Here is a 25,761-nt window from a genome sequence, read left to right as displayed (position 1 = left end):
ACTACGCGAACATTTTTATTGGCGAACTAAATAAGTATTTAGTTCGCCAAAGCAGCAAACAATATAATTGTTATTTACGCGCTTAAATTAAAACCCCTTCTTTATTACTATTTAATATTTTCTGAAACCTCAATCATTACCGTTTGATCTACTTGTATAAGCCCGCGCTTTGGCCGGTCTAAATCTATAATAATAAATACGATTAAAGTAATTAACAAAGAAACCAATACTATGGGCACAATCATTCGCTTACCACTGAGTCCTGCGGAATAACCCATAATGCCGCCAGACGAAATAAAAACAATAAAGAGCAGTATTAATACCACCTCAGGTACATGCATTTGCAATAAAGCATTTCGCTTTCCTTGGCTGTCTATTACATCATTAAGCGATTTTACAAACGCTCCTGTAGTTACAGGCCTTGGGTCAACATTTGTGGCTGCGATAGCCAATGACCATAACTGACGCTGTAGGTTGGCTATTTTATTATTGTAGTCGTTACGCTGCGCGTGTTTGGTTAAATCTAATTGGCCTATAGCAACTCGTAAGTCTACATACTCTTTAAATAATTCATTGGCTTGTTTTTTGTATTCTTGTGGCAGTAATTCAACCCGTAATATGGCTGTGCCGATTGTGTTTGCTTCATCTATTAACGCCATGCTGCGGTTATCATACCGTTGCATCGACATGCTAAATGTAAAACCCAGTAGTAATGCTAACAAACCTAATATACTGCCCTGAATAGAACCCGTTAGCGTCTTAACTTCACTGTCGGTTCTGCCTTGAATAAACCGCCCTGCTCTAAAGCCTATTTCGTTAAAAATAACGATCGCAATAAACAATGTAACTGCAATTAATACACTGCTGTATCCATAAAGTAATTCATCTTCGAACATAATTTAGTAAATTCCACTGGCCATTATTTGGGTGTACTTTTTAAAGCGTACTCAACAAAGTTATACTTTAAAGATACGGTAAATTTAAACTGGAAGTAAGTAAAATTAAGTTAAGGGCTGATTCACCAACCTGCCTTAACGCTAAACATTATAGTCGTGATCGCCTCGTCTTTTCATTTCACTCATAACCAGCTCAACCATTTGTTGTTTTATTGCTGCTTGCTCTGATTTTAACTCCCCTAATTGCCGCTCTAGTATATCTATTTGCTCTTGTTGTTGTGAGTTTTTATATTTTTTAGACCCTAAATGCTCAACATCAATAGCTAAACTAGCATCACTTTTATTTGGCTCATTTGCGGTGCTATTTATGGTTAAACTGCTTTGAATTGGACTTTGTTTGAGTTTGTTAATTTGCTCTTGCAATGCAATAACCCGCCCTAAAAAGTGCTTATACACTTTTTCTAGGTTTTTATATTGATCGCCAAACGTTGCGTTATCTTCACTGTACTTTTGTGCTTTAGTGTCTAAGAACTTTGATAAAACATATTTTGGCTCATCCTCTGTCTCACCTTCGGCAAGTTGCTTATCTGGTTGTGTTAAAGGCTGAGTATTAAGGCTGTATGCATGGTGTAAAGGGGGCGCTGGTGAAATCTTCATTACTTTATCCCTAAAATAGCTTTGTCACTATTATAGGTATCGACCTAACATTAAAATTCTTGAGTAACGTTTACAGGCTGGCTGGCTAAAAGCAAAAAGCCCCACTTTATGAAAGCAGGGCTTAAGTAATTATTACTTAAAATAATATTACGACTCAATAGCCAATAACTCAACTTCAAATATAAGCAGTGATGCCGGTGGAATGCTGCCCACACGTTTTTCACCGTAAGCCAGTTGATGCGGTACATAAAGTAGGTATTTATCGCCGGGGCTCATAAGTTGCAGACCTTCGGTCCACCCTTTAATAACTTGATGTAAACCAAAGCTAATAGGGGCTTTACGCTCAACTGAGCTGTCAAATACTGTGCCGTCTATTAACGTACCGTGGTAATGCACATTAACCATGCTTTTGGGGTTAGGCTTGTCATCGCTTTGCCCTTGGTGCAATACTTTGTACTGCAAGCCTGAAGCGGTCTCTTGTACGCCATCTACTTTTGCATTAGCTGCCAAAAAATCAGCTTCTATTTGCGCGTTAATACCCACTTGTTGTTTGGCTTTTTTGCTGTTTTTAAATATTAAAAAGCAAAATATGGCGATAATTACCGCTAATATTATATTAAGCATAGTTAATTTTTTTCCTCTTCTGGTTCTGCGTCTTTTTCATCTTCGCTATCGCCGTTTACAATGTCTGCAATATCTTTAAGTCGTGCTAAGGCTAGGCCGTTTACTGAGTTTTCAGGATAGTGCCCGTCAACTAAATCGCCAGCTTCTAAATTCATCAGTAAGTTAAGTGCCTGATCTACCGTCTCTACTGCGTAAATATTAAATTTACTAAGTTCAACTGCATTAAGTATTTCCTCATCTAACACTAAGTTAACTTGGTTAGATTTAGGAATGATCACGCCCTCTTCGCCAGTTAAACCGCGCATTTTACACAGTTTAAAAAAGCCTTCTATTTTTTCGTTTACGCCACCAATAGCTTGTACATCGCCATGTTGGTTAATTGAGCCTGTAAGCGCAATTGATTGACTCAGTGGTAAACTAGTAATAGCCGAAATTAACGCGCATAACTCGGCAAGTGACGCGCTATCGCCATCTATGTAGCCATAACTTTGTTCAATTGCAATATTTGCACTGAGCGTTAAGCTAAAGTGCTGCGCGTATTTATTGCCTAAATAGCCGGTAAGTAGCATTACCCCTTTAGAGTGAATTGCTTTACCTAGCTCGGCTTCGCGCTCTACATCTAAAACGCCATCGGCACCGGCATAAACTGTTGCCGTAATACGCGCAGGTGTACCAAATGAGGTATCGCCAATATGCAGTACAGTTAAACCATTTACTTTGCCTATGGCTTGGCCTTGCGTGGCAATAAGGGTGTGCCCTTCTTTAATATCACTGAGCATGTTTTCGCTAATTTGCCCAGTACGATACTGTTTACCTTCAATGGCTTCGTCAATATGATGAGCGTCTATAACCGTTAGCTTGTCTTGTTTGGCATAATAACTTGCTTCGGCTACCAGCTCTAACACATCGGCAAAGCGGGCAGAGAGTTTATTATGATGCTCGGCTTGGCGATAACTAAATTTGAGCAAGCGCACCATTGCGGCTTCTGTAGTGGTGCATTTTAAAACGTGCTCGCAATAGTCAGTTACTTTGGTAATAAATTGGTACTGTAATTTATCGCTACTCGGTAAGTAGTAGTCAAAGTCGGCTAGTATTCTAAACAGCTCAGCAAATTCTTCGTCGTACTCACCTATGGTGTAGTACAGCTCGCGCGAGCCTAATAATATTATTTTTACATCTAGCGGAATTAACTGCGGGCGCAACGTAAAACTGCTGCCTACAACGCTATCTTGATACGGTAAGTCATTTTTAATTTGATGGGTTTTAAGCGATAGTTTTAAACCATCCCACACTTGTGGGTTAGCCATTACTTTTTCGGCGTCCATCATTAAATAGCCACCGTTAGCGCGATGCAATGCGCCGGCCTGAATTGAGCGATAGCTAGTTATAAGCGAGCCTTGTGAGGTTGCGTACTCAACCTTGCCAAATATGTTGCCAAACGTTGGGTTAGGTTCGTAAACCACAGGAGCGGCGTCGCCTTCTTTAAATTCAACTAAAATATTGGGCGCAAAAAAGTCTGTAAGCATGCCTTTGCGATCAAAGTCTTCTTTGTTTTCTTCGCTTTCGCCTTCATCGTCTAACCACTCCAGCACAGCGTCAATAATTTCTACGCGAATGTCTTTTAAATAACGCAGCACGCCAATATGGCTGGCATATTTATGCTCTAAGTCTTTTAATAAGGGCTTAGTTGCTTGCTCGGCAGTCGACTTTTTAAGATTACGTAGCTTTTCGGTAGATTCACGTTTCCAGCGCGGCAGCTCAATAAGTGCTTCTATTAATGTGTCTTCGAGTTTTTCAATTCTTTCAAAAAAGGTTTCACGTAGCTCATCTTCAAGGTGCGAAAATTCATTATCGCTTAGCTGCTTGCCACCTATTAATGGAGCAAAACCTACTACGCCTTTTTCTTCAATAAGCGCCACACTTTGTTCAAGCGCCGCAATTTCTACCGCGGTAATAGCACCGTCATAGGCGTCGTTAAATTCACGGTCTATGGATTTCTTTTTGCGCTGGTACGCAGGGTTGTCAAATGCGGCAGGAAAGGTGTCGAGCACTTCGTCAATAAAAGCATCAATGTCATCGGCAAGCTTTTTACTTTGCCCAGCTTGCATAAACAGTGCGATAGGCTCGCGGTGGTCGTCGTAATTATTTACATACAACCACTCATTAGGCGTTACTCTGCCTTTGGCATGCTCTTTTAGTTTGTCTTTTACTAGGGTAAAACGTCCATGTGCAGCTTCGCCCATTACGTATACGTTATAGCCAGGTAAATCCATACCGAGTGAAAAGTCTAATGCACTTTGCGCCCGTTGTTGGCCTATAAAAGTAAAATGCTCTGGGTATGGGTTGCTCATGCAAGTATGCACGTGGCTAGTAGAAATGCTCGGCGCAAGCTTTGATACAGGTAGTGGCAGTAATTTTTTCGTCATTCTAACTTCTTTGTTTACCAGCGTATTCACTGGCTTTTGGCGTATTAAGTGGCCTGCAGCCACTTAATACTTATATTTAGGGTTGCAAAGCCTTACGGCTAAAATAGATTCCATCACACTCTAAACAAGGTGTTATTTGCGTAGCATGATAAACATCGTAACTATGGTTACAATTCTTACATACTAATGTGCCCATGGCTATCCATTCGCCTACGTGATATATGCCATTGTGCTTAAAATCTTGGCTAAGTGAGTGCCACTCTAGCTGTGTTTTGTCTTCTATGTGCGAAAGCTCATACCATAATGATTCTTTAAGCTCTTGCCATGCAAGCGAATTATAGTGGGTTTCGTGCTCTTGCAAGTGTTCTAAATCGCGCATTAAGTAGTTACGATAAAGTTGATACTTTTCTTCTCCTAAATTTTTAAGTGCCTGCTCAGATTCAACAAATCGTTTTACCGCCTCTTTTAATTCATGATCTTTTACATCTTTTAACCAAAGCGTTAAATCGTTTAGCCATGTTTTGTAGTCAGCCATTTTCTTACTCCTGCAAATTTAGGGCATATTTAGATTTGTAGGTTGAACCTATTAGGGCTGTTAAATCAACCTTTAACCTATGCTTTTCAGCAACTAGCTTACAAAAGTATAGGTTAACCTGCACTGAAAGTTATAATTTAATAAAAGCGTGTTTATGGCGCTATAAATAGCGGTTTATTTGGGTTATCCTAGAGCTAATTTTTTATTAGTCGTAAGAAGTCTGGAACCGTAGATGCAAGAGCAATATAACCCTCAAAAAATAGAGTCAAAAATCCAACGTTACTGGGAAGAAAACAAAGTATTTAAAGTTACGGAAGATGAGAGCAAAGAAAAGTATTACTGCCTTTCTATGTTCCCCTACCCGAGCGGTCGACTCCATATGGGTCACGTGCGTAACTACACTATTGGTGACGTTGTATCTCGCTTTCAGCGCTTAAAAGGCAAAAACGTAATGCAACCTATGGGTTGGGATGCGTTTGGTTTACCTGCAGAAAACGCGGCTATTAAAAACAAAACAGCCCCTGCAAAATGGACCTACGAGAATATTGACTACATGCGTACCCAACTTAAGCAGTTAGGTTTTGGTTATGACTGGGATCGCGAAATTGCCACCTGTCATCCAGAATACTATAAATGGGAACAATGGTTTTTCACTAAGTTGTACGAAAAAGGCTTAGTGTACAAAAAAATGTCGACAGTTAACTGGGATCCGGTAGATCAAACTGTATTAGCTAACGAGCAAGTTATTGACGGTCGCGGTTGGCGTTCGGGCGCTGTGGTTGAGCAAAAAGAAATTCCACAGTGGTTTATTAAAATTACCGACTACGCACAAGAACTACTTGACGATTTAGACAAGTTAGAAGATTGGCCTGAACAAGTTAAAACCATGCAGCGCAACTGGATTGGTCGCTCTGAAGGGTGTGATATTGAATTTAAACGCACTGATAACAACGAAACATTTAGCGTTTATACCACGCGTCCAGATACCTTTATGGGTGTGACTTATGTAGCGGTTGCTGCAGGCCACCCAATTGCTAAAGAAGCGGCTAAAAATAGCGATTCTGTGGCACTGTTTGTTGAAGAATGTAAAAACAACAAAGTAAGTGAAGCCGACATGGCAACCATGGAGAAAAAAGGCATAGCAACAGGCTTTTTTGCTACTCACCCACTTACTGGTGAGCAAGTACCAATTTGGATCGCTAACTTTGTATTAATGCATTACGGCTCAGGCGCGGTAATGGCAGTGCCTGCACACGACCAACGTGACTTTGAATTTGCAACAGCCTACGGCCTTGATATTAAACAAGTGATTGCGCCAGTTACGGGCTCTGACCTTGAAGTAAACCTAAACAAAGAAGCGTTTACCGATAAAGGTGTATTGGTTAACTCGGGTGAATTTGACGGCCTTGATTTTGACGCGGCATTTAATGCCATTGCCGATAAGTTAGAAGCCTTGGGTGTGGGCGAGCGTAAAGTAAACTTCCGCCTGCGTGATTGGGGTGTAAGCCGCCAACGTTACTGGGGTTCACCAATTCCAATGCTTAGCGACGAAGACGGTAACGAACTTGCAGCAACCGACGATATGCTGCCAGTACGCTTACCAGAGGACGTAGTAATGAATGGCGTTACATCGCCAATCAAAGCTGATCCTAACTGGGCAAAAACCACCATGAATGGCGCACCAGCGTTTCATGAAACCGATACCTTTGACACCTTTATGGAATCGTCTTGGTATTACGCTCGTTACTGTAGCCCACGTCATGACGAAGGCATGCTAGACCCAGCAGCGGCTAACTATTGGTTACCAGTAAACCAATACATAGGCGGTATTGAACACGCTATTTTACATTTATTGTACTCGCGCTTTTTCCATAAACTATTACGCGACTTTGGTTTAGTTGATTCAGACGAGCCATTTGACCGCTTACTTTGTCAAGGTATGGTATTAGCCGAAACATTTTATCGTAAAGATGAAAAAGGGGCTGATATTTGGATTTCGCCAAGCGACGTAAATACCGAAACAGACGACAAAGGCCGCGTAACTAAAGCATGGCATAAAGTTGATGGTAACCCGGTGTTTTCATCTGGCATGAGCAAAATGTCAAAATCGAAAAATAACGGTATTGACCCACAGCATGTTATTGCACAATACGGCGCCGACACTGTACGTTTATTTATGATGTTTACAGCACCACCAGAGCAAACGCTAGAATGGTCTGACGCGGGTGTTGAAGGTGCACATCGCTTCTTAAAACGTGTGTGGAAATACGCGGTTGATGTTAAAACAGTTGGTTTTCAACCACTCAATAAAACAGCATTAAATAACGAGCAAAAAGTACTGCGTCGCGATTTACACAAAGCAATTGCTAAAGTGAGTGATGATGTTGAACGTCGTCAAACCTTTAATACTGCTATTGCGGCAATTATGGAGCTGTCTAATAAATTATTAAAAGCACCGTTAAATAGTAAGCAAGATGTAGCGATAGCTAACGAAGCGCTTGAAGCAATGCTTATTATGCTTGCACCTATTACGCCGCATTTGTCGCACCAATTATGGCAAGAGCTAGGTAAAGAAGGCGATATAGTTAACGCTTCATGGCCAGAGGTTGATCAGTCGGCTTTGGTTGAAGATGAAAAGTTAATTATTATTCAAGTTAACGGAAAACTACGCGCTAAACTAACCGTTGCAGCCGATGCCACAAAAGAGCAAGTAGAAGCACTCGCTTTTGAACAAGCAAGCGTAACTAAATACACTGACGGCGTTACCGTTCGTAAAGTTATTTACGTACCGGGTAAACTGCTTAATGTGGTAGCTAATTAATATGGCCGCTTTTAACGCCATTAAAAACGGACTAGCCTTAGTGCTAGTCTGTTTTTTATTAACTAGCTGTGGCTTTCATTTAAAAAAAGCCTCTAGCTTGCCAGACGATCTAAAACAAATAACCCTCATTGGCGACGATGAAAAGTCAGCGTTATTTAGCGCCTTAAAAAGTGAGCTTATTGCCAGTGACGTTAAACTAGTTGCGGCTAGTAAAAAGTCGGCACAGCTTTATTTATTTAAAGATCAGCTTGAACGTCAAACCTTGTCGTTGTTTCAAAATGGCCAAGTAGCAGAATACGAACTTACTTACAGTGTTGCGTTTGTGATCAATCGTCCTAATGCTGAGCCAATAGAAAAGCGCTTTGAGTTATATCGTAATTATCAAGACGATCCTGACAATGCATTAGCCAAAGCAAAAGAGCTTGCACTCCTTATTAGCGAAATACGCCAACAAGCTAGTCGTCGTATTCTTAGAGAGTTGTCGCAACTATAATGCGCTGTTACGCTAATCAATTACCGAGTGAACTAAAAAAAGGCTTAAAACCCTTTTACTTAGTGTTTGGTGAAGAGCCTTTTCAAGAAGCGCAATGTGTACAACAAATTCGCGCAATTGCTAAAGAGCAAGGCTTTGATGAAGTAATTAAATTTACTTTAATGCAAGGTTTTGATTGGCAAGAAATTATAGCTCAATATCAAAGTATGTCGCTGTTTAGCGCCCGCACTATTATTGAGCTTGATTTAAACCAGCAAAAGCCAGGAATTATTGGCAGCAACACGTTTAAAAAAATTATTGAGCTAATAAACCCCGATACCATTTTAATTATTAAAGGCGCTAAAGCCAGCCAAGACGTACAACGCAGTGCTTGGTTTAAAGCGCTTGATAAACACGGTTTATTTGTACCTTGCTATCCGCTTACCGGTACGCATGTAAAGCGTTGGTTAGATGAGCAATGCCAGCGTTTATCTCTTAATATGCAAAATGAGGCAAAGCTGAGTTTAATTAGCGCCACTGAAGGTAATTTACTGGCGTGTTTTCAAGAACTCGAAAAACTCTCATTACTACACGCCAATGCGCTCATTACACAACAATTAGTAATGCAAGGGCTATTAAATCAAGCCAAGTTTGATATTTTTGATTTAAGCGACGCACTATTAAACGGCCAAGCTAAACAAGCAATAAAAGTGCTGAATAAACTGGCCAGCGATAACACCGAAGTGGTGAGTATTTTATGGGCAATAACCAAGGAGCTTAACACCTTAATTGATGTGCAAATTGGTTTACTTAATGGCGAGCCCATTGCTAATTTATTTAAGCAAAAAGCAATATGGAAAAACCAACAAGCGCCAGTACAAAGTGCTATAAACAGGTTAAGTATTCATACCCTTGAGCAAATTAGCTCTGAGCTTGCAATATTTGACGCCAGCTACAAACAAGGTAACTTAATTGCGCCCTATCAAGCACTCGCGCATATTTGTATTAAGTTTTGCCAACCGCTGAATATTTCGCTGCCATGTCATCCTGTTAATTAAAATGCAGAATTTAACATGATCGCAATTTTTGGTGGCACTTTCGACCCCGTTCATTTGGGGCACATTAATATGGCAAAGCAATGCGTAAATGCACTTAACTTAAATACGTTGTACTTTATGCCTTGCGCACTGCCCGCCCACAAAATGGCTCCTGGCATTAGCACCGAGCACCGAGTAGCTATGCTCAATGCAGCAATTGCGCCTTACCCTTTTTTTCAACTCGATTTAAGAGAGTTGCACCGCACTGGGCCTTCTTATTCTTTATTGAGTTTACAAGAATTAAGAGCACAGCATCCAAACACGCCAATTGTGTTTTTAATTGGCATGGACTCGTTTAATAACCTCGATAAATGGTATCAGTGGCAAGCAATCACGCAACTTTGCCATATTGTGGTGTATCAACGCCCTGGGCAGCAATGTGCTGTTAGTGGCCATTTACAGCATTATATGCAACAAGCGCAAGTTAATAATGCAAAAACCCTTTCACATACGGTTGCCGGTAAACTTTATTTTTTACCCGGTGAAATGCTCGATGCAGCATCGAGTAATATTCGCCAACAACTTAAAAATACTAATAAAAAGAATGAACTATTACCCGATGCGGTGAGTCTGTATATAGAGCGCCATGCGCTTTACCAAAATGATGATAATACTAATTAACCTTGACAAGTGAATACTCTGCAAGAGTCATTGGTATAAAACCCCTAGCATGTTAAAATGCACGCTATTAAATTTAAAATTGAGACAAAACCTTGGATTCGAAACAACTACTCGCTTTTGCAATAGATAAAATTGAAGATATGAAAGCACGCGATGTGATTCATATTGACGTAACAGCAACATCAGACATTACAGACTACATGGTTGTATGCTCTGGCACATCTAAACGTCATGTTCTGTCAATTGCTGATAATTTAGCAAAAGAGGCTCGCCACGCAGGTGAAGAACCTTTAGGTTATGAAGGCCAAAGCGACGGTGAATGGGCATTGGTTGATTTAGGTGATGTGGTTGTACACGTGATGCAAAACGAAGCACGTAGCTATTACGATCTAGAAAAACTGTGGGGCTAGTAATAAACACCCACTTATTTTAGACAGGCTTGGAAGTAACACGTGAAAATACAAATGATTGCCGTTGGTACAAAAATGCCAGCTTGGGTAGAAACCGGATTTACAGAGTATCAACGTCGTTTTGCTAAAGATATGGCACTTGAACTGATTGAAATCCCAGCCGGAAAACGTGGTAAAAATGCAGATATAAAACGCATTTTACATATTGAAGGTGAAAAAACCTTAGCAGCTATTCCTAAAGGCAACCGTATTGTTACTCTAGAAGTAACAGGTAAACCACTTGATACCCACGAACTTGCTAAAAACATGGAAAAATGGCAACTCGATGGCCGCGATGTAAGTTTACTTATTGGCGGTCCTGAAGGACTTGCACCAGAGTGTATTGCTGCCTCTGAGCAAAAATGGTCGTTATCTAACTTAACTTTACCGCACCCTTTGGTGCGTATTATTGTTGCTGAAAGCCTATACAGAGGCTGGAGCTTAAATAACAACCATCCTTATCATCGCGAGTAATCCTTGCCATGTTAAAACAAAGACCCACTATTCGCGACCATTCAGCAGAGGCAAACTTATTTGCACGGCGTGCGTTTGTGGGTTTTATTTTTATATTAGCTCTAATTGCTATTTTACTCTCGAATTTATATAAAATTCAGGTAGATGATCATCAAAACTACCAAACTCGCTCCAACGACAACCGTATTAAAGTTATTCCAATTGCGCCTAACCGAGGTTTAATTTACGACCGCAATGGCGTATTACTTGCCGAAAACAAACCCGTTTATAATCTTGAGGTTATTCCTGAAGATGTTGCAGACCTGCCGCTATCGCTTGAACAAGTAAGTAAAATAATAACCATAAGCGAGCAAGAAAAAACCGACTTTTTAGACGATATAAAACATACGCGGCGCTTTAAAAGCCAAGTACTAAAAGCACGTTTAGATGAAACAGAAGTTGCTAAATTTTCAGTAAACCAACATAAATTCCCAGGCTTTAGTATTGAAGCTCGCCTCGCACGCTATTATCCGTTTGGCGATACCCTTACCCATGCACTGGGCTATGTGGCTAAATTAAACAGAAAAGAGCTAAATAAATTAACTCAAGAAGATCAAGCTACAAATTATCGCGCCACTCACGACATTGGCAAACTCGGCATCGAAAAGTATTACGAAGAACTCTTGCATGGCCAAGTGGGCTCGCAGCATGTTGAAGTTAATAATCGCGGTAGAATAATTCGCACTTTAAGCATGCTCCCCCCGCAACCAGGGAGCGACTTAGTACTCACACTCGATATTGGTTTACAGCAAATTGCCCAACATGCGCTTAAAGATATGCGTGGTGCTATTGTCGTTATGGACGCTAAAGATGGCGGTGTACTTGCGCTTTATTCTAACCCTAGTTACGACCCTAATTTATTTGTGCACGGCATAAGCAGCAAAAACTATAAAGCGTTACTAAACCCAGACCGCCCGTTAATTAATCGTGCAACTCAAGGTCGTTATGCACCTGCCTCTACTGTAAAACCACATATGGCTATTTTAGCCCTAGAAGAGAATATAGTCAGCGAAAGTACTTCTATGTGGGATCCTGGTTTTTTTCAAATTCCAAATGTAGAGCATAAATGGCGCGACTGGAAACGTTGGGGTCATGGTCATGTTGATGTATACAAAGCAATTGAAGAGTCGTGCGATACCTATTTTTACGATGCAGCTTATCGCTTAGGTATTACTAAAATAAGTAACTTTATGTCGCGTTTTGGCTTTGGTGAACTCTCTGGTATTGATATTCATGAAGAAACTACGGCAATACTGCCCTCAAAAGAGTGGAAAGAAAATCGCTTTAAAGAGTCGTGGTGGCGTGGTGACACTATTTCTGTAGGCATAGGCCAAGGCTATTGGACCGCCACTCCAATTCAGATTGCAAATGCGACAAACATTTTAGTAAACCGTGGTATTAACCATCCGCCACATTTAGTGCAAGTGGTTAAAAAAGATAACGACATTATACAAATCAATAATGAAGAAAAGCCCCCTGTAATATTAAAAAACCCTCATCATTGGCAAATTGCTTTAGATGCAATGCACAACACAGTAAAAAAAGTATCGGGTACTGCGCATAAAGCATTTAAAGGGACTAATTATGACTCTGCTGGTAAAACGGGCACAGCACAAATAGTAAGTATTGCTCAAGGCGAACGCTACGATGCTGATGCGTTAAAAGAGCGACAACGCGACAACACTATTTATATTGGTTTTGCACCGTATAACGATCCCAAAATTGTAGTGTCTGTAATATTAGAAAATAACCATGGTGGTGTGCAAATTGCTCGGCAACTTATGGATTACTACTTTGCAGCCAACCCCGTTAATCTTGCAAGGAATAACATCCCATGACCGCTTTGCACGATAAACGCTCAATTTGGATGCGCCTACATATAGACTTACCCTTATTTATTGCGCTGCTAATAATGATGGTCGGTAGTATCACTATTGTGTACAGCGCCAGTGGCCAAGACAACGCCATGATGATCCGCCATATTACGCGTATGGGCGGTGCAATTGTAGCTATGTTCGTATTAGCGCAGCTATCTCCTGCTACTTTAAAGCGCTTAGTTATACCGCTTTATTGCTTAGGGCTATTAATGCTGGTTGGAGTGTTATTATTTGGAGTGAGTTCTAAAGGTGCTCAGCGCTGGCTAGACTTAGGTATCACTCGCTTTCAACCATCTGAATTAATGAAGCTTGCAGTCCCCATGATGGTTGCTTGGTATATAGGACGTAATCACTTACCCCCTCGCCCACTGCATTTAATTATTGGTTTTGTAATTATGATGCTACCGACGCTACTAATTAAAGAGCAGCCCGACTTAGGCACTTCTATATTAATTGCCAGCTCAGGTGTTTTTGTATTGTTTTTATCGGGTTTGAGCTGGCGTTTAATTGGTTTTTTAAGCTCTATCGTAGCACTCGCTGCATGGCCTTTTTGGCACTACGGTATGCACGATTATCAAAAGCAACGAGTACTTACTTTTTTAGATCCTGAAAGCGACCCGCTTGGCTCTGGCTATCATATTATTCAGTCTAAAATTGCGATTGGCTCTGGTGGCATTGAAGGTAAAGGTTGGTTACAGGGTACGCAATCGCAACTTGAATTTTTACCAGAGCGCCATACTGACTTTATATTTTCGGTGTTAAGTGAGGAATTTGGCTTATTTGGGGTGTGTATTTTACTCAGTTTATATTTATTTATTATTGGCCGCGGTTTATACATTGCCGTTAATGCACAAGATGCCTTTGGCAAGTTATTAGCTGGCTCACTTACACTGACATTTTTTGTTTATGTGTTTGTAAATATAGGCATGGTATCGGGTTTATTACCCGTTGTAGGTGTACCGCTTCCACTAATAAGTTATGGTGGTACGTCTATGGTGACGCTGATGGCCAGTTTTGGCATTATTATGTCTATTGCAACTGATAAAAGGATGCTTTTAAAATAATGCAATTTTATACTCGATTTTTTACTATCAGCTTTGTCCTAATACTTTTAAGTGCTTGTAGTAGCTCAAATAACACCCCAAGCAGTCGCTACAGCATGCGCCATGATGCTGCACCATTACGTGCGCCTACCACATTAGAAATGCAAGACGCTGTAGTGGTTAAAGTTACTAAAAGTGCCAGCGCAAGCCGGCCTTATACCGTATTAGGTAAAAGTTATACGCCTATGCTTGACGAGACTGGTTATGCAGAGGAAGGCATTGCATCGTGGTACGGCCGTAAATTTCATGGTTATCATACTTCAAATGGCGAAATATACGATATGTTTGCCATGACCGCCGCTCATAAAACACTGCCCTTACCTAGCTTTGTAAAAGTAACAAATACCAGTAATAATAAATCTGTCATTGTGCGCGTAAATGACCGTGGCCCATTTCATGAAGATAGAGTGATTGATTTATCCTACGCAGCCGCATACAAACTAGGTTATTACACCCATGGTACAGCCAAGGTTAAGCTTGAAGCAGTTACGCTTGATAATTCGACTGCGCATTTAACCTATATTCAGGTAGCAGCAGGTAGTACACTAGCAAATATTGAAGCATTGGCTAGTCGTTTACGCCTCGATTATAAATTACCCACTAATATCGTGCAAAAAGACGATATTTTCAGGTTGCATTTAGGGCCAATTAAAGACGCCCAGCATGCACAGCAAGTATTAACACAATTAAAACAAAACCAATTTAAAAACGCGTTCTTGCTTTACACTCAGTAAGACTAATACCCAAACCACCCTAAGATGCAGAATTCAGCGTTGCACTGGGACTTAATATCTAGGCGTTACTTTGCTGAAATGGTAATCCCTTTTAAAAAGTAACAACACAGAGAGTAAGCTCCAGTGAAACGCCCTGGAGGTTGGTTTAAAAACGATTTATACTGCGTTATTGATTTGAACAATAGAGTGACTATTATTTGTAATCAATGCCTTGCCTAAATCGTTTTTAATTCCAACGACGCCCGCATCTAGGGGTAGTTTGGGTATGTGAATGGGCTAACGCAAATCTTTAACTTTAACCATTAATGAGTATGATGAAATCTATTAAACATAAAATTCTCAACGGGGTATGCGGCCTAGTTTGTTCTGCCGCCGTATTTTCAGCCACCGCACAAATTATTCCAGCACCTCCTCAAGTTAATGCTAAAGGTTATTTTTTAGTAGACTTTACAACTGGTAAAGTTATTGCCCAAGGTGAAGCTGATACAAAGTTAGCACCTGCTAGTTTAACTAAAATGATGACCAGTTATGTTATAGGCACAGAAGTTAAAGCCGGTAATATTGCACCTACCGACATGGTTACGGTTAGCGAAAAAGCATGGGCTAAAAACTTTCCAGAATCATCTAAAATGTTTATTGAAGTAGGTAAACAAATTAGCGTTGATGACCTAAACCACGGAATAATTATTCAATCAGGTAACGATGCCTGCGTTGCTATGGCAGAGCACATTGCCGGTAGCGAAAGCGCTTTTGCTGATTTAATGAACGCCCACGCTGCAAAATTAGGCATGAGCAACACTCACTTTATTAATAGCCACGGCCTTGATACCGACGCGCACTATACAACACCGCGTGATATGGCAACACTTGGCGGCGCACTTATTCGCGATGTACCCGATGAGTACGCACTTTATAAGAAAAAGTCATTTACTTATAACGGCATTAAACAATACAACCGCAACTCATTATTATGGGATGAAAGCCTAGACGTAGACGGTATTAAAACCGGCCATACATCAGATGCAGGCTACAGCTTAGTAACCTCTGCAACTAAAAACGATATGCGTTTAATTGCTGTTGTTATGGGTACTTCAAGCGAGCGCGCACGTAAAGAAGAAAGCAAAAAGTTACTTAACTATGGCTTTCGCTTTTATGAAACAATTACACCGTACAAAGCAGGCGATAGCTTTGCAGAGCAACGTATTTGGATGGGTAATAAAGAAAATGTTTCTTTAGGTATTTTAGAAGATACCCCTATCACTATTCCACGTGGTCAGCATAAAAATTTAAAAGCGAACTTTAAATTAGATAACACGCTTGAAGCGCCATTAGCTAAAGGCACTAAAGTAGGTACTTTATTTTTACAACTAGAAGGCGAAGATATTGCACAATATCCGCTAGTTACACTTGAAGAAGTGGAAGAAGGTAGCTTCTTTAGTAAAATTTATGACTACTTACGTTTACAGATTATGCAATAGCCGCATAAAACAATATTAACGCCTCTGCTATGAGGCGTTTTTTTTTGCTTGAAAAATGCTAGAATGCGCCCCATATAAGTCAATTATGTTGAGTTGTAACTTTTTTGGCACAGCCAAACAAGCTTAACTCAGATTGCCATTAGCCCAATAGTATTAAGCTTAGGGTTTGCCACTTAGCAAAATTAAGCCAACACTTTTTTGTATGAGGAGTCACTGTCGTGGTTCAACCAGTTAAAGATACTAAATTTGATGAGTATTTAGAGTTCCCTTGCCCGTTTACATTTAAAATAATGGGTTTAGCCAATGTAAACTTAACGGATCAAATTTTAGCTAAGTTACAAGTTATTGCACCTGGCGACTATGCCCCAAAAGTAAAACCAAGTAGCAAAGGTAATTACGAATCAGTTTCGCTTGTTGCAACCGTTACTAGTGGCGCTCATATTGAAGAAATTTATAACGTGATCAGTAATCTAGATGACGTACGCCACATGCTTTAAGCCATAATTGAGATTTGTTGTGAAAGAAAACACCTTAATCGTGCGCCAACTTGGCCGCCAGCGTTACTTGCCAATTTGGCAGAAAATGCAAGACTTCACCGATACCCGCGACGACGATAGCGCGGATGAAATTTGGTTAGTAGAGCACGAAAGTGTATTTACTCAAGGCCAAGCAGGTAAAGACGAGCACTTACTCGCACCCGGCGATATAGAAGTGATTAAAGTTGATCGCGGTGGGCAAGTAACCTACCACGGCCCCGGCCAGCAAATGATGTATGTACTATTTAACTTACGTCGTTTAAAAATTGGTGTACGCGAATTAGTTACTTGGCTAGAGGAGTGTATTATTGAATCCCTCGCCGAGTACGACATTCAAGCATACGCCAAAGCCGATGCGCCCGGTGTTTACGTTAACGACAGTAAAATAGCCTCTTTGGGTTTACGCGTTCGTCGTGGTTGCTCGTTTCATGGCTTAGCATTAAATGTTAACATGGACCTAAGTCCATTTTTACGCATTAACCCATGTGGTTATGCAGGCATGAATATGGTGCAAACTAAAGAATTAAAGGGTCCTCAAAACCTAGAAACAGCAGGTGCAGGACTGGTAAAACACATGATTAAAAAGCTTAATGCAACACAGGTTAAGCATACTGAAGGGTTTGAAAACGAATGAATAAACCAGTCAAGATGGAACCAGGTGTAAAACTACGCGACGCAGCAAAAATGGCGTTGATCCCCGTAAAAGTTTTACCAACAGAAAAAAACGAAATGTTACGCAAGCCAGAGTGGCTAAAAATTCGCTTACCTAAATCAACAGAGCGTATTGAGGGCATTAAACAGGCGATGCGTAAGCATGGGCTGCACTCGGTATGCGAAGAGGCTTCGTGCCCTAACCTATCTGAATGTTTTAACCACGGTACAGCTACCTTTATGATTTTAGGTGCAATTTGTACTCGTCGTTGCCCATTTTGTGATGTTGCCCATGGTCGTCCATTAACACCTGATGCAACTGAGCCTGAAAAACTAGCGCTTACAATTAAAGACATGAAGCTAAGCTATGTGGTTATTACCTCGGTAGATCGTGATGATTTACGTGATGGCGGCGCGCAGCATTTTGCCGATTGTATTCGCGAAATTCGCAAGCACAGCCCGAATATTACTATTGAGATTTTAGTACCCGATTTTCGTGGCCGTATGGACCGCGCACTCGAAATACTAATCGAAACCCCACCAGATGTGTTTAACCATAACCTAGAAACTGCGCCGCGTTTATATAAGCTTGCGCGTCCAGGGGCTGATTACAAATGGTCACTTGAGCTACTGCGTCGCTTTAAAGAAGCGCACCCAGAGATTAAAACTAAGTCTGGTTTAATGGTTGGTTTAGGTGAAGAAATTAGCGAAATAGAAGAAGTACTTCGCGACTTACGTGCCCATAACGTTGATATGCTTACAGTAGGCCAATACTTACAGCCTTCTAAGCACCACTTACCAGTAAAACGTTACGTGCCACCTGCTGAGTTTGATGCACTAAAAGCCTACGCTGATGAAATTGGCTTTACTCATGCAGCCTCTGGCCCATTTGTGCGCTCTAGCTACCATGCTGACCAACAAGCGGCAGGTAAAGAAGTAAAATAAGTCGTTTTTGGCATAAAAAAACCGCTCGCTTTTATTAAGCAGCGGTTTTCTATTAGGCACCTAGCATTATGCTAATTGCTTAAACCAAAACAAATCCGCGCATAATTATCTCGCTTGTAGCCACCACTGGCTAAACTATTTTTACTGATCGCAATTTATCGTTAGGTCAATCGGCTTTTACTTGAGACAATCGCGGTAGTTATTTTTAAAACATGGTTCATTATGAAACTATTAGTTCGCAACTTATCTCGTGCTACTTCTGAGCACGACCTTCGTACTTTATTTGCAGAGCACGGTAAAGTGACTACCTGTAACTTAGTACTTGATAAAGAAACTGGCCAATCTAAAGGTTTTGCCTTTGTTGAAATGCCAAACGACATAGAAGTTAAAGGTGCAATTAAAGCCCTTAACCAAGCAACTGTTGATAAAAGCAAAATCCGCGTTAAATTGGCAGATGCTTAATTAGTTAGCCGCGGCTATTATTGCCCTTAATATTATAAACACAGATGTGTTTTATTATTAGGGCAGTATTAATTTAGCCTACATTTATAACACTGCCACAACTAATTTTTGCTCCTTGCTCCCCCTCCTAAGTTCTAAGTTCTAAGTTCTAAGTTCTAAGTTCAATATTGTGCAACAGCTAAAACTTAAGTCTATAAAATTATATCCTGTATAGACACTTTAAAGTTCGCTGTATATAGTCGAGCTATGTATTACCTACCCTCAGTTATTATGACAATTATAAAAACAACCAGCCTTTTTTTATTTCTAACGCTCATAGGTTGCTCAGAGCAAGCTGCAGACACAACTAAACTTGAGAATTCCCAAGCACTTAGTATTAATAATATTAAGCAGCACATTAAAACACTCGCCTCAGACGAATTTGAAGGTCGTGGCCCCCTTACAGCCGGTGAAGTAAAAACGATTGGTTATTTAACTAAGCAATACCAAGCGTTTGGTTTAAGCGGTGCTTATAACGATAAGTACTTACAACCGGTGAAAATGGCAAAAGTAACTGCTGATCAAAATATGCAATTAACTATTGGTGAGCTCACTTTTAGTGCAGGTAAAGACTTTACTGCCCGTACCGAGCAGCTACAAAGCGTTATTGATGTGCGTAATTCTGACGTGGTATATGTAGGCTATGGTATTAATGCACCAGAATGTAACTGGAACGATTATAAAAATCTTGATGTAACAGGCAAAACCGTGGTGGTGTTAGTTAACGATCCTGGCTTTGCAACTCAAGACGACAGCCTGTTTACCGGTAATGCTATGACCTACTACGGTCGTTGGACTTACAAGTACGAAGAAGCGGCTCGTCAAGGTGCTGCTGCCGTTCTTATAGTGCACGAAACTGCACCAGCAGCTTACCCGTGGAGCGTGGTAGAGAGCTCAAATACGGGTACTAAATATACGCTAATTGATGGCACCAACAACACCTCAAAACTTCCCGTTATGGGATGGTTACACCTTGAGGCTACCGAGCGCTTATTTAATGCTGCAAACCTTAACTATCAGCAATTAAAACAACAGGCTTTAAATGCTGACTTTAAAGCGCTGCCGCTTAATGTAAAAGCCAACCTGGCTTTTAAAAATGAAGTATCGCATGCAAAATCGCATAACGTAGTAGCACAACTTACCGGTAGCGAACTGCCAGACGAATACGTTGTAATTAGTGCGCATTGGGATCACTTTGGCACTAAACAAACAGATAGCGGGCCTAAAATTTATAATGGTGCGGTAGATAACGCATCAGGTACAGCCGCCACGCTCGAAATTGCCAGAGTAATGAGTAAAATGCATCAACAAACGCCATTTAAACGCTCGATCATTTTTGCCAATTTTACCGCAGAAGAAACTGGCCTAATTGGCTCAGAAGAATTTGCATCTGGTGCGGTGATCCCAACTAAACAAATGGTTGGCTTATTAAATATTGATGGCATGAACGTACTTGACGCTACTGACTATGTTTTACAGTATGGTAAAGGGCTTTCTGAAATGGAAGATTACTTAGCCAAGGCCGCTAAGGCACAAGGTCGAACGGTAAAAATGGATCCTCGCCCGCAAAATGGTTTATTTTTTCGCTCTGATCACTTTTCGCTTTCTAAGCAAGGTGTGCCCAGTTTATTATTTATGAGCCTTGGTGATACCGACCCTGATTACATTACTCATAAGTACCACAAAGAAGCCGATGATTACTCTACCGACTGGTCGCTTGGTGGTGTAGAGCAAGATAGCCAACTGATCATTAATATAGCCACACAACTGGCTAACAGCAACGATTGGCCAAAGTGGAAAGCAGAGTCTGACTTTAAAACAAAACGTGAGCAAGATAAGCGCTAGCAATTGCGTTTTAAACACACATAAAAAAGCAGCCAATTGGCTGCTTTTTAGTACGTATTATCATTATTTAGTTAGAAATGGGTAGCATTATTGAACTGCTGCAAACTCTTCTTTAGAAAGTTCACCATTACCATCTGCATCTAATTCATCAAATATTTGTGCAAGCTGCGGGTTTGCCTGCGCTTCTGTTTGGCTAATAACGCCGTCGCCATCTGTATCAAATGAGTCGAAGTCGACTGCTGCAAATGCCGCTGAAGATGATGCTAGTGCGATTAGTGCTAATGTCTTATGTAATGTTTTCATTGTGTTATCCTTAAGCTTAAAGCCTGTTTAATAAAAAATAATAAAGTGAAAAGTCCTTTTCAAGAATCCATATTCTGTAAATTAATGTGCTGAAAATTAATACTCAGCAAATTCTTCTTTAGAAAGCTCACCGTTGCCATCAACGTCAAGCTCTGCAAATTGCTCCATTAACTCAGCAGCAACCGACGCTTCGGCTTGGCTAATTGTGCCACTGCTATCTACATCAAGTGTTTCAAAGTCGGTGCCTGCAAATACTGCAGATGAAGACGCTAATGCCATTAAAACCAGTGTTGATTGTAACTTTTTCATAATTTAATCCTTCAAGTCTATGTAATATAAATGTATTAACTTTCCCGTGAACACTTGAATTTCCTTATTATTCTTTATCAAAGGCTCCCTTGCCTATTTAGGTTGTCTTTGGCAACTCAGAATATTAATTGTGTTGTAGGGCTTGAGGCTTATGCCTTAGAAAATTCTTCTTTAGATAACTCACCATTTTGGTCAGTATCAAGCTCAGTAAATTTACTCATAAGCTCTGCATCTACCGACGCTTCTGCTTGGCTAATTGCACCATTACCATCTACATCGAGTGTGTCAAAATCTGTTGCTGCAAAAGCCGCTGATGAAGAAGCTAAAGCCATTAGTACCAGTGTTGATTTAAATGTTTTCATAATGTAATTCCTTCATTGGGTTATGATTTAAGCTGTTTAACTTTAATCTTGTTTTGCTCAATACAGCTTAGGTATTACAACTTCGGTGCCATGTTTTTAAATCACAATAAAAACAGTTACTTATACTTATTTAAGCCGTTTGAGGGTGTTTTATAATGATTTTTTGTTGCTTTTTAGCAACAGCTGTTTGATGTTAAATAATTAAAGCTTAAAAATCATAAGGTTAACTTTAATAAAAAAGACACAACACAGCGCAAATAAGCCACTACTGGCTGCTTTAAGTTGATTTTGTAATAAACCCACCATGAACAATTTACTTTTTATAAATTATTAAATAAAAAACAAACAATAAGGCATTGAAATTTAATAGCTTTTTATAATTGATTTTATTAATTCAGCATTTATGAAGTGTTTTAAAGTAAATGATACTTTTTGTCGCCATTTGGCGAATGCAGTGCACATTAGGATGTGATTAACAGTGAATTGAAACAAAAAACCGCTACATAATCTTAATGCAGCGGCTTTATTATTTTTACGAGAAGTGGAATTAGTTGTTATTTCCAGCCTTGTAACCAATTTTGTGCGTTTTTTAAATCTCGCCAACTAATTGGGTATTGGCTTTTTGAAATTATTGCCTCAGTAACGCACGCAATCACGTTGCTATCCTCATCGTACTCAACCTCTATAATAATAAAGTGTTTTTCTTTATTGATTGCAGGTACTGCAGTCCACTTACTATTAAGTAGCTTTTTAGGGTTTAGTTTATTCATAAAATTGCAAAGTCCAACCAAGCTGTAAATATGATAAGCCAATACGCGCTAACAATACGTTTAGCTCAACTATTACTGCACTATTAGCTTACCTTTATACATTTGCATTTGGCAGTGAAAGTCGTACTCACCTACTTTAAGCTCGGGTATTTTTAAGGTATTAGCATCGCCCATTACGAGGGTTTTACTTATATCAAGCTGTGGAAATATGACTGTTTCGCTACATGGTGCACTATCTTGGCGATCGAAGTTAAGTGTTAACTCTTTACCTGCAACAACTTTAATTTGCGCCGGCTGGTATATACCGTTATCAACCACTATAACTACCTTATTGTCGTTACTTTGCACTTGCTTTGGCTTAAAAAGCCAAAACCAGTACACAATCGCAATTATGAGTAATGCGCCTAATATATTAATCATCAACATAATTATTACTCCTAAATTAAAGGCTTTGGCTTATGATTTTGCTGGTTTAAAAAAGCGTAATCTATTGGCGTTACTAACAACCGTTAGCGATGATAGTGCCATAGCAGCCCCTGCTACTACTGGGTTAAGCAATAATCCAAAAAATGGATATAACAACCCAGCAGCAATTGGAATACCCGCCACATTATAAATAAAGGCACCAAATAGATTTTGCTTAATATTTAAAATGGTCGCGCTACTTACTGCAATTGCATCTGCAAGGCCGTGTAACGATCCGCGCATTAGGGTTATGTCGCCACTTTCTATGGCTATATCAGTGCCTGTGCCAATCGCAAAGCCAACATCGGCTTGTGCTAGTGCCGGTGCATCGTTAATGCCATCGCCCGTCATACCCACTATTTCGCCCTTTGCTTGGCGTTTTATAACTTCATTTACTTTGTCGTCAGGGAGTACTTCTGCAATAAAGTCCTTTATTCCTACTTTTTTAGCAACTGCTTGCGCTGTTGCTTGGTTATCACCTGTGAGCATGACTAAGTGAATGCCTTTATTTTGCAACCGCTTAATTGCTGCAGCTGAGTCTGCTTTAATAGGATCTGCTACAGCAATAATAGCCTGTAGCTGTTGATTAACTGCAAAATACATTGGGGTTTTTGCTTCACTTGCCAATGTTTGTGCCTGCTCGTACGCATCGTCAATTGCAACATGGTATTTATCCATTAAGGCCTTATTACCAAACAACAGCGTTTGTCCATCAAGTGTCCCTATTACTCCTTTACCGGTAAGTGCATCAAAGTCAGTTACTTTACTCAGCGTTAAGTTTAGCGCTTTAGCATAACTTATTATGGCCTCGGCTAATGGATGCTCTGAACTACTCTCTAGGCTAGCAACGTGCTGCATTACTGTGTTTTCATCGCTGTTATTAAAGGTAATAACATCGGTTACCGTTGGCGATCCTTGGGTAATGGTGCCAGTTTTATCTAAAATCATGGTGGTAATTTTAGAAGTTACTTGTAGTGCCTCACCGTTGCGGATCAGTATTCCCGACTCAGCAGCTTTACCTATGCCCACCATTACCGACATTGGCGTTGCTAAACCAAGCGCACACGGACAAGCAATAATAAGCACTGTAGTGACAGCAACTACCGCATAAGCAATTGCTGGCTCAGGGCCAAAGTTTAACCAGGCAAGCCCAGCAAGTATTGCTATTATCATTACCGTGGGAACAAAAATACCCGAAATAACATCTGCTAAACGACCAATTGACGGCTTTGAGTTTTGTGCCCGCTTTACCATATTAATAATATTGGCGAGTGTTGTTTCGCTGCCTATATGGGTCGCTTTGAATAATAATGTTCCGGTTTTATTAATACTACCAGCGACTACCGTATCGCCTATTTGTTTATTAACCGGCATAGGTTCACCCGTTAGCATTGATTCGTCAACACTACTACTGCCTTCAAGCACTTCGCCATCTACTGATATTTTTTCGCCCGGGCGCACTCGTACCTGATCACTTTTTACTACGTCGCTAATATCAATATCGCGCTCTTGCCCGTCGCGAATAACACGTGCTGTTTTTGGTTGCAGCCCTATTAAACGCTTTATAGCCTCAGAGGTGCGCCCGCGTGCTTTTACTTCTAATGCTAGGCCTAAGCTTATTAAACCAATGATCATTGCTGAGGCTTCAAAGTACACATGCCTTGCCACCTCTGGTAGTAGGTTAGGGGTAATAACGACTACCATAGAATATAACCAAGCAGTACCGGTTCCCAGCGCTATAAGCGTATCCATATTGGCGGCATGGTTTTTAAATGCTTGCCATGCGCCATTGTAAAATTGCTTACCGGCTACGGCCATCACTGCCAACGTGGCTAAACCCACAATAAACCAAGCTATACGTTGAGTCGTGGTTATTACGTTCATATCGAAAATAAGCCCATAAAGCATTAATGGTGCACCTACGCCTAACGCTAATATCATATTGCGCATTAATTTTTTATAATGCGCGTCATCGGCTTTGGCTTTTTCATCGAGCGCATCTTGCTCTGAGTCATTACTCATGGGCTTTGCTTTATAGCCAATGTTTTCTACCGCTGCAATAAGCGCCGCTTCATCCGCTTGCCCTTCCACTTGTACGGTGCGTTGTGCAAAGTTCATTTCTACTCGCTGTGCACCCGATACTGTTTTTAGCGCTTTTTCTATTTTTGCTACGCAGCTGCCACAATTAGCCCCTTCAATAATAAAGTTTTGTGAGCTGCTGTTAATATTATTACTCATTACGCCTCCGGGTTATTTTCTTCAGTGCTAATGGGGTCAACAAATGACTCTATTAAACTACATATATCAGCGCTAGTTGCGCCATCGGGAGAACTTTGCCACTGCTTAACTGCCGCTTGCATTCGTGTGCGCAGCTTAAGTGTTTCTTGAAAAAGAGCTTCGGTTTCGGCTAAGCGTTTAACTATTAGTTTTCGTGTTAATGGGCATGGGCAGTTTCCTTGCTCCGACTCAGTAATAATGTGCTGAATATCTTTAACAGAAAAGCCCAACTGACGAGCATTGATTATAAACTTTAAACGCTGTTGATCAGTTTTTGTATATTCTTGATAACCGTTACTTACACTACGGACTGGTTTGAGCAACTGCATTCGCGTGTAATGGCGAATAGTGTCGGGTGTAACGCTCATTTTATTGGCAAGTTGTTTAACGTACATAGCTCCTCCGTGATAATTCATAGTTTAAAGCTAAATTCATACCTGTAGTGTAAACCTATGTGTCACACATAGGTCAACTTAAATACTTTAAAAACAACA

At 40.4% G+C, this 25,761-nt stretch carries 27 protein-coding genes; 15 read left to right on the top strand and 12 right to left on the bottom strand.

What is annotated here, in order from left to right; translation table 11 throughout:
- Window positions 1-107: 107 nt before the first annotated feature.
- From H5079_RS00200 to H5079_RS00180, 5 genes are all read right to left on the bottom strand, one after another.
- Window positions 108-896, bottom strand: a complete 789-nt coding sequence (locus H5079_RS00200) for a hypothetical protein (protein ID WP_011327725.1) — start codon at window positions 894-896, stop codon at window positions 108-110.
- Between the two features lie 141 nt (window positions 897-1,037).
- A complete protein-coding gene (locus tag H5079_RS00195) occupies window positions 1,038-1,553 on the bottom strand; it encodes a hypothetical protein (RefSeq protein ID WP_182683211.1) in 516 nt (171 codons plus the stop codon).
- Between the two features lie 147 nt (window positions 1,554-1,700).
- Entirely contained in the window at window positions 1,701-2,177 is a 477-nt protein-coding gene (locus H5079_RS00190; RefSeq protein WP_011327723.1) for an FKBP-type peptidyl-prolyl cis-trans isomerase, read from the bottom strand.
- Window positions 2,178-2,179: 2 nt separating this feature from the next.
- Window positions 2,180-4,603, bottom strand: a complete 2,424-nt coding sequence (locus tag H5079_RS00185) for a Lon protease family protein (protein ID WP_182683210.1) — start codon at window positions 4,601-4,603, stop codon at window positions 2,180-2,182.
- 76 nt (window positions 4,604-4,679) lie between these two features.
- Window positions 4,680-5,138 (bottom strand): zinc ribbon-containing protein, encoded by a 459-nt coding sequence (locus H5079_RS00180; protein ID WP_011327721.1) that lies wholly within the window; start codon window positions 5,136-5,138, stop codon window positions 4,680-4,682.
- Between the two features lie 232 nt (window positions 5,139-5,370).
- On the opposite strand from H5079_RS00180, the gene leuS reads away from it, so the two are divergent.
- The 15 genes from leuS to H5079_RS00105 all read left to right on the top strand — a co-directional run bounded on the left by leuS (window position 5,371) and on the right by H5079_RS00105 (window position 20,781).
- Complete coding sequence (gene leuS / locus H5079_RS00175; RefSeq protein WP_011327720.1) at window positions 5,371-7,959, top strand: leucine--tRNA ligase; 2,589 nt, start codon at window positions 5,371-5,373, stop codon at window positions 7,957-7,959.
- Between the two features lies 1 nt (window position 7,960).
- A complete protein-coding gene (gene lptE, locus H5079_RS00170) occupies window positions 7,961-8,452 on the top strand; it encodes an LPS assembly lipoprotein LptE (RefSeq protein WP_011327719.1) in 492 nt (163 codons plus the stop codon).
- The gene (holA, locus tag H5079_RS00165) at window positions 8,452-9,489 is read left to right on the top strand and encodes a DNA polymerase III subunit delta (RefSeq protein WP_011327718.1); all 1,038 of its coding nucleotides are present in this window, start codon (window positions 8,452-8,454) and stop codon (window positions 9,487-9,489) included. Before lptE ends, holA begins: the two co-directional genes overlap by 1 nt.
- A gap of 15 nt (window positions 9,490-9,504) precedes the next feature.
- A complete protein-coding gene (nadD, locus tag H5079_RS00160; protein ID WP_041454377.1) occupies window positions 9,505-10,149 on the top strand; it encodes a nicotinate-nucleotide adenylyltransferase in 645 nt (214 codons plus the stop codon).
- 92 nt (window positions 10,150-10,241) lie between these two features.
- The gene (gene rsfS, locus H5079_RS00155; RefSeq protein WP_011327716.1) at window positions 10,242-10,559 is read left to right on the top strand and encodes a ribosome silencing factor; all 318 of its coding nucleotides are present in this window, start codon (window positions 10,242-10,244) and stop codon (window positions 10,557-10,559) included.
- A gap of 42 nt (window positions 10,560-10,601) precedes the next feature.
- The gene (gene rlmH, locus H5079_RS00150; protein ID WP_058372938.1) at window positions 10,602-11,072 is read left to right on the top strand and encodes a 23S rRNA (pseudouridine(1915)-N(3))-methyltransferase RlmH; all 471 of its coding nucleotides are present in this window, start codon (window positions 10,602-10,604) and stop codon (window positions 11,070-11,072) included.
- A gap of 8 nt (window positions 11,073-11,080) precedes the next feature.
- Entirely contained in the window at window positions 11,081-12,949 is a 1,869-nt protein-coding gene (gene mrdA, locus H5079_RS00145) for a penicillin-binding protein 2 (protein WP_011327714.1), read from the top strand.
- On the top strand, window positions 12,946-14,052 hold the full coding sequence (rodA, locus tag H5079_RS00140; protein ID WP_011327713.1) for a rod shape-determining protein RodA: 1,107 nt from the start codon (window positions 12,946-12,948) through the stop codon (window positions 14,050-14,052). Before mrdA ends, rodA begins: the two co-directional genes overlap by 4 nt.
- On the top strand, window positions 14,052-14,825 hold the full coding sequence (locus H5079_RS00135; protein ID WP_041454376.1) for a septal ring lytic transglycosylase RlpA family protein: 774 nt from the start codon (window positions 14,052-14,054) through the stop codon (window positions 14,823-14,825). Before rodA ends, H5079_RS00135 begins: the two co-directional genes overlap by 1 nt.
- A 314-nt stretch (window positions 14,826-15,139) precedes the next feature.
- Window positions 15,140-16,303, top strand: coding sequence for a serine hydrolase (locus H5079_RS00130; protein ID WP_011327711.1), 1,164 nt, complete (start codon window positions 15,140-15,142; stop codon window positions 16,301-16,303).
- Window positions 16,304-16,521: 218 nt separating this feature from the next.
- Window positions 16,522-16,800, top strand: a complete 279-nt coding sequence (gene ybeD, locus H5079_RS00125) for a DUF493 family protein YbeD (protein ID WP_011327710.1) — start codon at window positions 16,522-16,524, stop codon at window positions 16,798-16,800.
- Between the two features lie 19 nt (window positions 16,801-16,819).
- Complete coding sequence (lipB, locus tag H5079_RS00120) at window positions 16,820-17,473, top strand: lipoyl(octanoyl) transferase LipB (RefSeq protein ID WP_011327709.1); 654 nt, start codon at window positions 16,820-16,822, stop codon at window positions 17,471-17,473.
- On the top strand, window positions 17,470-18,435 hold the full coding sequence (gene lipA, locus H5079_RS00115) for a lipoyl synthase (protein ID WP_011327708.1): 966 nt from the start codon (window positions 17,470-17,472) through the stop codon (window positions 18,433-18,435). Before lipB ends, lipA begins: the two co-directional genes overlap by 4 nt.
- 222 nt (window positions 18,436-18,657) lie before the next feature.
- Complete coding sequence (locus H5079_RS00110) at window positions 18,658-18,897, top strand: hypothetical protein (protein ID WP_011327707.1); 240 nt, start codon at window positions 18,658-18,660, stop codon at window positions 18,895-18,897.
- 270 nt (window positions 18,898-19,167) lie between these two features.
- On the top strand, window positions 19,168-20,781 hold the full coding sequence (locus H5079_RS00105; RefSeq protein WP_182683209.1) for a M28 family metallopeptidase: 1,614 nt from the start codon (window positions 19,168-19,170) through the stop codon (window positions 20,779-20,781).
- Between the two features lie 87 nt (window positions 20,782-20,868).
- Here the strand turns inward: H5079_RS00105 and H5079_RS00100 are convergent, their stop codons facing one another.
- The 7 genes from H5079_RS00100 to H5079_RS00070 form a co-directional block, all read right to left on the bottom strand.
- A complete protein-coding gene (locus H5079_RS00100) occupies window positions 20,869-21,084 on the bottom strand; it encodes an EF-hand domain-containing protein (protein ID WP_011327705.1) in 216 nt (71 codons plus the stop codon).
- 96 nt (window positions 21,085-21,180) lie between these two features.
- Window positions 21,181-21,393, bottom strand: a complete 213-nt coding sequence (locus H5079_RS00095) for a calmodulin (RefSeq protein ID WP_011327704.1) — start codon at window positions 21,391-21,393, stop codon at window positions 21,181-21,183.
- A 149-nt stretch (window positions 21,394-21,542) separates the two neighbouring features.
- On the bottom strand, window positions 21,543-21,755 hold the full coding sequence (locus H5079_RS00090; protein WP_011327703.1) for an EF-hand domain-containing protein: 213 nt from the start codon (window positions 21,753-21,755) through the stop codon (window positions 21,543-21,545).
- Window positions 21,756-22,309: 554 nt separating this feature from the next.
- Window positions 22,310-22,525, bottom strand: a complete 216-nt coding sequence (locus H5079_RS00085; RefSeq protein ID WP_011327702.1) for a TIGR02450 family Trp-rich protein — start codon at window positions 22,523-22,525, stop codon at window positions 22,310-22,312.
- Window positions 22,526-22,597: 72 nt separating this feature from the next.
- Complete coding sequence (locus tag H5079_RS00080; protein WP_011327701.1) at window positions 22,598-22,951, bottom strand: cupredoxin domain-containing protein; 354 nt, start codon at window positions 22,949-22,951, stop codon at window positions 22,598-22,600.
- Between the two features lie 30 nt (window positions 22,952-22,981).
- Window positions 22,982-25,228 (bottom strand): heavy metal translocating P-type ATPase, encoded by a 2,247-nt coding sequence (locus H5079_RS00075; protein WP_182683208.1) that lies wholly within the window; start codon window positions 25,226-25,228, stop codon window positions 22,982-22,984.
- Window positions 25,228-25,662: a MerR family transcriptional regulator gene (locus H5079_RS00070; RefSeq protein WP_179808057.1), complete on the bottom strand. Its 435-nt coding sequence runs from the start codon at window positions 25,660-25,662 to the stop codon at window positions 25,228-25,230. The genes H5079_RS00075 and H5079_RS00070 overlap by 1 nt, the downstream gene beginning before the upstream one ends.
- Window positions 25,663-25,761: the final 99 nt, after the last annotated feature.

Source organism: Pseudoalteromonas sp. SG44-5 (genome assembly GCF_014164175.1).
Classification (GTDB): domain Bacteria; phylum Pseudomonadota; class Gammaproteobacteria; order Enterobacterales; family Alteromonadaceae; genus Pseudoalteromonas; species Pseudoalteromonas nigrifaciens.
This window is presented reverse-complemented; position numbering and strand designations above follow the sequence as displayed.